General features: G+C 59.7%; 6 protein-coding genes and 1 pseudogene. 2 read left to right on the forward strand and 5 right to left on the reverse strand.

Features of this window, described 5'->3' with window-relative positions:
- Positions 1–32 precede the first annotated feature (32 nt).
- From A3M7_RS44300 to A3M7_RS0116290, 4 genes are read right to left on the reverse strand one after another with little or no spacing between them, the layout of a single operon-like run.
- On the reverse strand, positions 33–1,085 hold the full coding sequence (locus A3M7_RS44300; RefSeq protein WP_156936896.1) for a hypothetical protein: 1,053 nt from the start codon (positions 1,083–1,085) through the stop codon (positions 33–35).
- Positions 1,086–1,871 carry a hypothetical protein gene (locus tag A3M7_RS0116280; RefSeq protein WP_027544884.1) on the reverse strand — a complete coding sequence of 262 codons (786 nt, stop codon included), beginning with the start codon at positions 1,869–1,871 and terminating at the stop codon, positions 1,086–1,088. It abuts the gene before it with no gap.
- Positions 1,872–1,890: 19 nt separating this feature from the next.
- Positions 1,891–3,354 carry a hypothetical protein gene (locus A3M7_RS0116285; RefSeq protein WP_027544885.1) on the reverse strand — a complete coding sequence of 488 codons (1,464 nt, stop codon included), beginning with the start codon at positions 3,352–3,354 and terminating at the stop codon, positions 1,891–1,893.
- Between the two features lie 16 nt (positions 3,355–3,370).
- Complete coding sequence (locus A3M7_RS0116290) at positions 3,371–4,057, reverse strand: thermonuclease family protein (RefSeq protein ID WP_063629441.1); 687 nt, start codon at positions 4,055–4,057, stop codon at positions 3,371–3,373.
- Positions 4,058–5,920: 1,863 nt separating this feature from the next.
- Here A3M7_RS0116290 and A3M7_RS0116300 point away from each other — a divergent pair.
- Both A3M7_RS0116300 and A3M7_RS44305 read left to right on the forward strand, forming a co-directional pair.
- A complete protein-coding gene (locus A3M7_RS0116300) occupies positions 5,921–6,544 on the forward strand; it encodes a response regulator transcription factor (RefSeq protein WP_027544887.1) in 624 nt (207 codons plus the stop codon).
- Between the two features lie 229 nt (positions 6,545–6,773).
- Complete coding sequence (locus A3M7_RS44305; RefSeq protein WP_049823458.1) at positions 6,774–8,819, forward strand: response regulator transcription factor; 2,046 nt, start codon at positions 6,774–6,776, stop codon at positions 8,817–8,819.
- Between the two features lie 563 nt (positions 8,820–9,382).
- Here the strand turns inward: A3M7_RS44305 and A3M7_RS0116310 are convergent.
- A pseudogene (locus tag A3M7_RS0116310) lies at positions 9,383–10,373 on the reverse strand (caspase family protein); the annotation flags it as partial.
- Positions 10,374–11,340 lie beyond the last annotated feature (967 nt).

Consider the following 11,340-nt stretch of genomic DNA (forward strand, 5'->3'; position numbering starts at 1 on the left):
AACACCTAACGTCGGCAACTACAGCTTCGGAACTATTTCGCCGTTTCCGCCGCTCCTCCGCCGGATCCGCTCCAGGGCCCCACCTTCACTGAGGCGGATTGCTTGCGCTCCGCCTCAGCCGCGCGGACCTCCTCGATCAATCGCGCCGCTGCCGCTGTGATCTCCTGGGTTCGCTTCAGATTGGCGTCGACCGCCTTCGCATGCGTTTCGGCGCTCTTGCTGAAGGAGTTGACCGCCCGCGATAGACCCTGGATCATCGGCGAAAGTTTGATCTCGATGACTTGCTCCGGGGTTTGCATCGAGCCGAGCTTGGAGGCCAGCGCTTCAACGGCTCGGATCACGGACCGGGTACTCTCCGTGAGATGATTGGCCTCGTCCGCAAGCTTCTTGGATGCGGTATCGAGTGACCGCGAAATGCGGTCGTTCATGGATTCGATGGTGTCGCCGGATTTCTTCGAGGCCTCCTCGAGGGGTTTGCTCGCATCGTCGGCAAACCGGCGGATTTCGCCGGCGACGTTCTGCCGCGCCTCGCCGAGGATGCCTTTCATCTCGTCGACCGCATCGGTCATCGACTGTTGGACCATCCTCCTGAAATAACCGAACTCCAGGACCGTGCTCTCGAGCTCCCGTTTCACCCGCCGCGAGGCATCGGACAGCTCCATACGGGCCGTGGCTTCCACCTCAATCGGGTCGCGACGCATCTGGTTGAAAAAGATCCGCAATGCGATGCCGGCGATAGTCGACGCGATCGCGATCCCGAAGTTCTGCACGATCTGCTCTGCCGAGCCGCTCGCCGAAAACTGGTAGAGTGAGACTGCCAGGCTGGTGAGCGTGAACAGAAAACCCATGTAGTAGAGATTGTCGCCCGATTGATCGTCGCGGAGCCTCAGAAGGCGCGCACCAACCAAAGCGAGTGCGTACAGAATCATGATTAGGACCGGGACGGACGTCACCAGCATAGCGTTCAAGCCAATAATCTTGGCGAAAACGATGTAGCCGCAGCCGGCGAGCACGACCGCGAAGAAGACGACTCCCCCGAGAATGCCCGGCGGCATGCGCAATGCGGTAGCGGTAGGTGTCGCCATCTAGGTCCCCTGCAGCCGATGAATCGCGACGAGCGCCCCGGCATTGTCCTTCACCCATTCCTGCCAGAACGCAATAAGCCGTGTCGTATCCGGCATCACGGCCGGCCTGGTCACGTAGTCGATCGTCACCAAAGCTTGGTGGAGATCGGTCCTATATTTGAGATAGGCCGGCGATTGCTTGAAGCGCGCGAAACCGAGATCCGGATTGCGATACTGGCTGTAGTCGCGTGTGTGCTCGATGAGATCGGAAATCACGACTAGGCTCTTTTTGACGGATCGGCTCCGTTCGCTGGAAAACTGGTCGATAGCGATGTCCTGGATTGCCGCCATTATCGGGGAATTGTTGGCTTTCGCGGAGGAAAGGCTGGCCTTGACTGCCTCGGCGGCAGGTTTCCTGAAGCTTTCGATCCAGCGGATCCTTGCAAGGCGCGGGTTGTCGGTCCACTCGCTGAGGCCGACTCCGTCCCCCGGATTGCATTTGGCGAAAAGCGAGCGGCTCTTATTCCCCGGGATGTCTAGCACCCGAATGTCGAGCCGGTAATACGTGGGAAGACCGGTGATTAGGTCGTCGAGAATGCCGTTGACCTCCCGGATCGCGGCCTCTGGCAGGTCGTCCGACGTATCGACGAGTACGACAGTCACTCCTTGCGGCCCGTCGACCGGACAGAAGGTGCTCGCGTCCAATGCGGGCTTCGACGTCAAGCCGGCGTAAAAGACGGCCAAAGCGGTGCCGGCCGCGATGACCACCAGTATAAGCACGATGCCGCCGATCACGGATGCGCTCAAGCCCTCCGAGCTCCGCCTCTTAGCCCGACGTCTTGCCAAGGGCGGCCTCCGGGAAGAACTGATCGATTTCCTTGTAGGAGAGGACCGCGTTTTCGAACGCCTCGTGTATGGCTTGAATCTGCGTCTTGAGCATGTCTTGCGCCTGCCCGATCGCGCGTCGGAGATCGTCCTTCTCGTCGGGGTTCGGATCCACGGGGGCCGGGATGATGCGGTCCATCTTGTACGGCCGCTCGAAATGAGCCGGCGCTTCGGAAGTCCGTGCGCGGCGATTGGCTTCGCGGTAGGTCTGCAGCAGGGCGTTGCAGGCGCGCTCGATCTGAGCCTGATGCTCCACGAATCGTTGTGCGAGACGGCTCCGAGCTTGCCACAATGCGTCTAGCTCGGATCGGCGAACTGTCAAGTCTCGCGCGGCCTCGTTCATCACCACCGATGCGTCGTCTCGGATGTCGCGAAGCCCGTCGATGAGATCGGCCTTCGTGTCGGTGAACTTTCGGCTTGCCTCAAGCCACCGCCGCTCCAACGGTGCGTAGCCCATATATGGGTCGAAGAACGTCAGCCCATCGACCATCGCGATCAGCGAAAAGACGAATCCAACGCCGAAGAGCAACCACGACATCACGTCGGTGAGATTGAGGGGTGAGGAAAGGATGTGCTTCAAGACCTCCTGGCCCGTGTCGACACCGAGAGTAGGCGGAACTTCGCGCAGATGCGCCAGGGCGAGGTTGATCGCCAGGGTGAAAGCCAAATAGACGACGAACGCCAGTATTCCGACGAGCTTCAGGAAGGGATTGCGTCGGTTGATCAGCCGGATCGGTACCAGGCCCCAGAGAAAGCTGACCAGGATGTTGAAGGCGGCGAACACGGTGGCTTGAACGGCGCCGCCGACGTATCCTAGTTCGCTAGCCTTGGCGAGGAAGGTTCCGTTGATCACGACCTCGATCAAAAAGAGGGCCGCGAGCACGCCGACCTTCAGCAAAATCTTCCCGACGCTCGCCAGTCTCGCCGGGCGCCTGATAAAGTGTTTTTTTCGGAATTCTTCGCGTTCCGCCTCGCTTTCGTGAAGGCGTCTACGCAGCGCGAAGAGATCGTCGCGACCGAGCGACGCTTCCGCTCCGAAGTCTCCCACGGCCTCCGGCGCAGCCTGCTGGATGATCGTGAACCTCTCCTCGAAGTTCAAGGCCGCGATACGTTGATCGTACGTATGCAGATGCTCCAGGTACAGAGAATGGGCGTCCTGCTTGTGGGACTCGATACGCTCCACGATCTGGTGTTCGACGTCGTCGAGCGTCTCGGTGCCTGCCTGCGGTCGATTTTCCTTGCCTCGATCCGTTCCGCGCTCGGTGAGCGCCATCTCCCGGGCGTTCGACTGCACGTCGAGATCCAGGAAGATTTGGGTGGCAGGCCGATAGGGATGCTGAGACTGCCCGAGAAGCGCTCGTAAGCGTGAAAGAGCGGACGGACGTTTCGTGGTCGTGGTGTTCATGTTCGTGCCCGGGGCCTTACTGCTTTGCGCGACGGCAGCCCGCGGCGACCGCCTCGGCTTCCGAACAGAACCAGCGTCTGGATCGAGTGTCCTTCATCGAGAGGCGGTCGTAAAACTGGCCGCCGGGGACGTGATAGATACAGGTAGGTGAGGCGCGCAAGTTACCTTTGATGGCGCAAGCAGGAGAGGGAGGCTCATCGCCCGAGGACCGACCGATAATCGCGCGTTGCGCATCGATCGGAACCGACACGGCGCCCAGAATGGTCGTCGCTCGGCTTCGATGTCGCCAGTTCCACGGCGCGATGAAGGCGCCACGCCAAAGACCGTTTCCCGCCATACGCGCCTTTTCTTCGTCGGCGACGTAGGCTTTTGAGTAATGCTGAAAGGCCATTGCCCACCCTTGACGGACCAGCCAGCCGTTCACGTCTTCGTTGCCAATGAAGCACGTCGCGAGATCGCGGTCGTAGCGGTCTTTGCCGGACGTCTCGCAACGCCAGGGTCTGCCGGCCGAATGCTCCTCCAATGAGGAACGGGCGTCGATGCCGCATTGCCACTGCTTACCGGCGCCGTCCAGGCAGATTTGATCCATCTCGGGTGCGTCGACGCCTTGGAGTCGTATCTTAGTCTGTCCGATATAGACCGTGTCGGCGTCGACGATCTGAGGAACTCCGCGGGCTTCGAACGCCGCCGCGGGCACCATCATACTCAAGAAAAGCACAGCAATTAGACGCACGTAAAGCTCCCCCCGCACGACCTTACGATGTCCGTTGGATTGTTCAATAGATACATAGAGTTGGGACTACGAAAGTCAGTACCTGTCGCGTTCTGAAGGTCCGCGGACGGTCGCAGGGTGGCGGGAAGGATGCGCCTGTGAGATCCATCCACGTCCTGGCGTAGGAGTTCGAGCCTCTCCACTCCCACTCATCACCTGATGGTCCGACCTTCCGCTTCATGCGTGAAGCGAATGGGTGTGGGGGATCGCGACACCTCCAAAACGGGTGGCATCTTTAGAAAGTCCATTGCTAACTGATTGATTTTCCTTGCGGGCCTCTTCTAGGATTTAGACGCTAAGTCATTGAATTTATTGAAATTGCGATAGGACTCTTAATCAGCGGGTCCCAGGTTCGAGCCCTGGTGCGCCCACCAAGCAATATCAATTGCTTGCAGCGAATGAGCATCAGAACGGGACGTTTGGTTGGACGTTTCCAGCGCCCAACCAAAACAGACACTGCTCATCGATCCATGCACCCCGGAGAACCGGGCATCGACGAGATCTTCGGCAGCAGAAGCAGGATCAAGCAGTTGCTCAACCTCGCAAAAAGTGGGTCCAAAGAGCTATCGAGACTTGCGGCCGGTCGCGGCGAGCAATTGCCCTGCAAAATGGTGCACGGAGCGCGCCCTTGCACGTCAGTGTCGCTTCCGAGAGGCGGTTAAAGCGATCCCTGGTTCTGCGCTCCTCGGCTTACAGGAGCATCGGAGGTGACCCTCGCCGAGCGGAATGAGCAGGACCTACCTGCCGGTGACAGGCGCAACGCCTCCGTGAGGGAGCCAAATCGCTTCCACCAGGGATCGAGCGTGAGCGAGCGATCCGCAAAGCCCGGCAAGCCGAGAGCGGCGCACATATCAGCGAATGGCTAAACTCGCCCGGGTTGCAGCCGCCGAAGTAGCCGCCGCCATCGGTCTTTGACTTAGCTCAATGACCCCGCTTGGTCCCGCCCGTTCGCTGGACCATGAACCCAATCCGACAAGCTGGATTCAGCGAAGCCGCCACCTCTTCGACCGACGCGCCTGGAAGAGGTGCGGCAGGCCATTGAAGAATACGCTGCTGACCTCAGGGAGATCATCAGGAAGCTCCGGCAGAGGCTGCTGCAAGAGGCCGTCTCAGTTGGCGGCTTCTTTTACTTGACGGCGAACCGCATGTCGCCTTCTGGCCCACAGCCGACCTTAGCGGATTGACCCTCGATGTCCGCTCTCCAGTATTGAACCGAACTTCGCCGAGCTTGCTGCCGAGGTCGGCTCGAGACCCAAGGCAGACATGGCCGCGGCTCATCTCTGGGCTATCGCAGAGGCCTTTGGCGGTCTTCTCGAAAGTTACGCGTAGAGGCTCGAGCTCTCACAGAGATACCCCGATTCCTTATCCTTCTTATCGTTGATGGGTCAAAACACCCGTTCTGCGTGAGAGCCACAACTGCGAATTTCCTGAGCGCCCGTATCAAAAGATTGTCCTCGGTGTAACGAGAACAACCTTGTCGACGTCGCTTCTTAAGGGACTAATGATTAGATCAACGTGATACTCTTTGGTGTCTGAAAAACCGAAGTTAAAGCGTTTGATGCTTGGGCGTGCGGTGCGCCTCACAGTTGTCCCCGTGGAAGGCCTGGTTAAGCTCGAGATTTGAATGGTGCATGAACCACCGGTTCTGCTCTCGTTTAGGTCCCGCGAGAGCCTGCTGTACTTTGTGCTCCATTGGATGGATTGCCCGGCGCACGCTCGGAAAGTGAACCATTCCAGCGCTCGCGACGTTCACAACTGGAGGACGTGAGGACGTATAATGAGGGCCAGAAAGACATGCGGGTACTGATCGTCGACGACCATCCCGTTGTGGTAACGGGCTGCCGGGCCTTGTTCACGTCGGACCCTTCCGTCGAGATCCTGGAGGCCTTCAATGCAAAGGAGGGCCACCGCGCGTACCTGCAGAAGCATCCCGACGTCACGGTGGTTGACGTGAGGCTTCCCGACCTTACCGGCTTCGAGTTGAGCCGGCGCATCCGCAAGGATGATCCGGCTGCCAAGATAGTCATGCTCAGCGTGAGTGAGGATCCGGCGTACGTGGCGCGCGCTGTGGAGATGGGTGTTCAAGGATATGTCTCGAAGAGCGATGATCCCCGGCTCCTGGCCAAGGCCATCTGGAAGGCTGCCGCCGGGGAGCGCTTCGTCTCACCGCGTCTGGCTAAGGCGACGACGTTTGCGTCCGCGGCCATCAAGGCCAGTCCTTTGACGCAGATGAGCCCGCGCGAACTCGAGATCCTGAGGCTTTTGGCTCGTGGCGAGCGCATCTCAGAAGTCGCAGCCGAACTCGGCATCTCCTATAAAACCGTTGCCAACACGACTTCCATGCTGAAGTCCAAGCTCGGCGCCAAGAATCACTCCGACCTCGTCCGGATTTCAGTCGAGATCGATTTGCACCGGTGAAGAGTCGTCGACTGGGTGCTGTTTTTCGGCCCGCTTTCGCGCAACAGCGACATCGGAGAATGTTCTGCTCACCAATGCAGTTATCGTTGTGCTTGAGAATCGAGACATTGATGGTTTTAAGGCCGACTTGGGGACGCACGAACTCCATATGACATTAGGAACGCAATCGGCCGGTCGGAGTTAAATCGCCGCTTCTCATGTGTGTTGCAACGCCGAGCGAAGGAAGCCCATGCGTCGCGTTCGACTCGTGATAGCAGATCGACGCCCGATTGTGCTGCAGGGTTTTGTCTCGCTGTTCGGAGCGCAGCCCGATTTCGAAGTGGTGGCGTGCTGTCTCGATGGAGCTAGTTGCCTTGCGGCCATTCGCAGCTTGACGCCCGATGTGGTGTTACTGGAGGACGGGTTCACCGATGTAACCGCCTCCGACACCCTCGCCGTCGTGGACGACGAAGGCCTTTCCTCCCGCTTGGTGTTCTTCACTGCTACCGTTACCTGCGGCGATCTTGCCAAGGCACTGGCGACTGGCGCTTGCGGCGCTATTTCGATGAACGCCAAACCAGAAGCGCTGGTGCAGTCCTTGAGGCTGGAAAAACCGGGGTCCGACCTGGCGAGGGTCGGTAACGAAGCTAATGGGATCGCCTCATTCGGCAATAACGTTCTGGCGGTTCTGACCGTCAACGAGCGGACGATCATGGATCTCGTCGCCGAAGGTTTGTCCGACAGTGAAATTGCTCGGATCCTTGGTGTCTCTTTAGAGATCGTCAGGATCCACATCGACCACGCGCGACAGAAGCTCGGAATCAACAGCCGGACGGAGCTCGCCGCGCTGGCACTGTCGCGCCGTTATGGCGCGATGAGTATCCTGGCAGCTGCGATCCTGGCAGCGTTGGACGATTCGACCGGTCACGCCGCAACCGAAAGTTTCACGGTCATGGCCGCAAACGATTGTGCGGAGGTCGTCACCATCAAAATCAGGCGCAAGGAAGCAGTAACAGGTGGCACCCCCGCCAGAGGCGCGAGCAAGGACCGCGCCAGCGCCGCAACTGGCACGTCATCGCCGACCGGCAAACTTGTCGATCCCGTGGCTGAGATTGCTGCGAGCCTATTTGCGCAGGCGACACTCAACGCGCCGAGGCCCGGTTCGAGCAGCTACAGCATTTTCATGGTTGCTGCTTTCGCCGCCTTGATCTACGAGCTCGATGGTGCCAACCACGCCGTGCAGGCGTTCGATTTCGGCGATGAAATCGTCACTTCATCTACCGCAAGCGACGCCAACGGACTGGCATCCGCACTTTCCGGTTTCGCAAATTTCGGCGGCACGGCCGTGTACGATAGGGCGTTCGCATTCGAGTTCGCCCAAGGCGATACAATCGCCACAGACGGCAGCGAGCTTTATGTCGGCAATGCCCATGCGGAGGATAGCAGCAGCAACCGAGAAATCACTATTCCCCGAGATTCCGGGGCCGTTGACGTTGTTGCGGCGGCCGCGAACGAAGCCTCGCAGCGTGACCCAACGCAGACAGGCCGGGATCATGTGTCCGATCAGGGTCGATCGCAATCGGATTTGCGCCCTTCCAACAACAGCTCCGAAGCCACTAAGCGTGAGGCCCCGGGAGGCGATTTAAATCACGATCAACCGCAGAAGGCCCTGCATCAGTCCGACAACGCCTCCGTAGCTGCCAAGGGGTATGCCAAGCATGAGGCCTCGGGGGACGGTTCAAATCACGGTCAATCTCAGAAGGCACTGCATCAGTCCGACAACGGCTCCGTAGCCGTCAAGGGGCATGCCAAGCATGAGGCCTCGGCAGAAGATTCGTATCGCGGACAAGCGCACGGCAATTTGCAGACTTTGGAAGATGGCTCAGCGGCCGGCAAGCAACACGCACAGCATCCGCAGGCTGGTGATTTAGATACTGGCAATCCGCAGCAGGATATACCAGCGGCGTCCGTAAATTCTGCCAACGACGGGCATTCGGCATTGAAGACTAAGACTGCAGGAAACGGCGGACCTTGTTCTGACAACGCCGGTCACGCCAAATCAGCGGTTGGCACCCAACTTGGCGATTCCTTCCATTTCAAGAATGGCGCCGACAATACATCTTCAGACATACTTGACCCACAGCAACTCAGCCACGGAAGTGGAGAAGCCTTTGGAGATGGTCAGCCTGCTGAGGGGCCGGTGCGGATCCAGGATGCTGACCAGATTGATATTTCAAATGCGCACCACGATCACTGGCACGCCGATCTTCATGCAGCTCACGATTTGATTGTGTAGCAACATAATGATCGAATGGTCGGGCCGCGGTTATGGGTGACCGTCGGTTCTGGATCACTGCGCTGAACCATAGGCATGTGAGGCAGATGTTTCGGATTCCCGGCATGGTCCGACGCAGGTTCAAGCCGCGCCTGAACTAAGGCAAGTGCTGTGACCCTCGACCGAAGGTGCGCCCGCTCGGTCAGTCCCAGATCCCCAGCAGACCCCGTGCCGCTGCGCTACGGGAGTCCTCCCTTTTCGCGACTTCGATGCCGAGGGCGACTGTGCCCTAGCCTCCGTGCTATACCGGCTATTCCTTTATGCCGGAGTCGCGACGGAACAGCGAACGCTTGTTGCGAACCGTGGCTCTGCGGACAACAATTGAACTCCGCATAACCGTACAAGCGCAACATTCTGTGCTTGGCTCCTTACATTCCTTGAGGCCGCTACTGGCCCATTCGCGAATTCGCAGCGCCCTTACGAATGTCCGCTCCGTGAGCCAGGGCAGACCTGATTTTCTCACATTGAGTTCTTCGCATTTCGACCCGTTGCGGAAGTTGACGTGAGCTGTGCGGCCGCGCGGCTCAGTCACACACCTCCCCTTGGTTTCCTCCCCCAATGACCATGGCGCCAACCTTCGCGCGATCAAGGAGGCGACAGCCGGCCCTTACCGGCCGACAGCCGGCATTGTTGCAAAAGATTTGACCAGATGCAGACGGCTTCGCGGCCGCAGCTTCGACCTGCTTCCTCTCGTCGTCTCGCTTCTTGGCATCCTCGCGGGTCGCAACAGGCTTCTTGTCCTGCACCTTCTCGCATTCGTTGTCGCCGTTAACGCGATAGCCCGCGCTGGCAGGCGATCTTCACGCAGGTGTCGCCGTCAGCCTTGAAACCGTGGTCGCAGACCAGCGGGCAGACCCGGCCTGGCTTGGCCTTGATGGCGTCGAGCGCGTCGATATTCGCGAGCTTGGCGTCGAACGTCGTCCCGGCATATTTGTTGAACAGCGTCAGCGAGCGCTGCGCGGAGGCGTTCCATTCTCCGTCCGTTGCACCAGTCAGACATCCGACGCGACGGAGCTCTGACTGCACAAGTTTGGCGGTCTCCTGCGGCGAGATACCGGGCGGTGATTGAGTCGGAGCAACTGCTGCGACCTTCTGCTCACCGTCACGCTGCGCCTTCTCAGTCGCCAGTTTTGCGGCAAGCGCGGAAGCCGCCTTGTCGTTCGCGATCTTGTCGGCGAGCGCCTTCTCGGCGGCCTGCTTGTCGGCCACGGCCCTCGCCACTGCGGCTTCGGCCTCCCTCCTGCGTTGTTCGGCTGCAGCGGCCTTGGCTTCCTCGATCTGCTTGGCTTTCTCCGCCGCAAGCCGGGCGTCCTCGGCAGCCCTTGCGGCCGCAGCGGCTTTATCCTGGTCGGCCTTCTTCGCCCGTTCGGCCGCGAGGAGCGCCTTCTCCTCTTCGGCCTGCCGGGCCTTATCTGCGGCAGCCGCGCGGGCCTCCTCGGCTGCGATCCGGCTCAATTGTCCCTTGGCGAGACTTGCGTAGTAGCCATCCGGATATTGCCCGAGGAATGCTGTCCAAGGCTATCGCGCTCAGGAGTAGGCCCGCCAGCTTGAAACCGACCGCCACCTGAGGCGGCCTTACTTCCAGAACGTCAGCACTGCTAGCGCCACCACAGGTGTGAGCCCTAAACAGATAATGGCGATACGAACCAGTGTCTCGCTCCACATGGCCGGGAAAAAGTAGCACCTACAACTTAGTCGCACAATCCAAAATTGTACGCCGATTGTGGCCCGCCAGCGTGAGCCAGCGTAGCCAGGCGGGCCTCACTGTTCTTAGCGTCGGCGCGAAGTGCGTCTCCGGCTGGTTCGCCGACACGGCTGAAGGCTGGGTGCGCGCGGTTCTTCATCTTGATCCAGTCGCTGGAGACGTTCCTCGCAGCGCAAGGGCAGGGGGCACCGATCCAGCTCTCGCTGTTGTAGCGCTGCCCAGCGAGGCCGAGAAGCGTGTACTCATAAGCGTCGGCTTACCAGCACAAAGCGGAAGTCTGCCGTCTTGAGCGTGATCGGCGGCTTGTGACCCTAGCCTGTAGCGGCCAACGGCACGATCAGGTGTTCGTCGACGGTCTCCGCAAAGCCGGGCTTCCGGAATGAGGCGCCACGAAGGATTTTTGTCGAGTGGGCCGCGATCGCGATTGCCGCTGTTGGCCCAGATGCGAAGTGCCGACACCTCTCATTGAGGTCCGCTTAGTGGGGCGGAACGGACTAGATTTGCTCACGCTGAGTTCTTCGCATTTTGACCCGAATGTATGGTCCGGCCGTGGGGTGCAAGAAGATTTCGACGATCCGGTGGATACGGTCTTGCATCAATGTATCCGGCCTCTGTTTGGAGCGCGTGCTCCGGGCCATCATGGATATCAGCGCGCATGTGATCTGGTTAGCGGACAGGCCTCGACCGGGCCATTTGGGTCACCAGGGTTCACCTGCGCCGGGAAGACCGATTCTCCATCGTCGTCTCATCCTCTCGCAGACCTCGGCGGGTAAGGGT

The sequence above is a fragment of the Bradyrhizobium sp. WSM2254 genome (genome assembly GCF_000472645.1).
GTDB lineage: Bacteria > Pseudomonadota > Alphaproteobacteria > Rhizobiales > Xanthobacteraceae > Bradyrhizobium > Bradyrhizobium niftali.

What these genes read in the sequence shown, in the direction of transcription:
- A3M7_RS0116285 (WP_027544885.1), bottom strand. Translation starts at nt 3,354, where the DNA reads ATGAACACCACGACCACGAAACGTCCGTCCGCTCTTTCACGCTTACGA.
- A3M7_RS44300 (WP_156936896.1), bottom strand. Translation starts at nt 1,085, where the DNA reads ATGGCGACACCTACCGCTACCGCATTGCGCATGCCGCCGGGCATTCTC.
- A3M7_RS0116300 (WP_027544887.1), top strand. Translation starts at nt 5,921, where the DNA reads ATGCGGGTACTGATCGTCGACGACCATCCCGTTGTGGTAACGGGCTGC.
- A3M7_RS0116290 (WP_063629441.1), bottom strand. Translation starts at nt 4,057, where the DNA reads ATGATGGTGCCCGCGGCGGCGTTCGAAGCCCGCGGAGTTCCTCAGATC.
- A3M7_RS44305 (WP_049823458.1), top strand. Translation starts at nt 6,774, where the DNA reads ATGCGTCGCGTTCGACTCGTGATAGCAGATCGACGCCCGATTGTGCTG.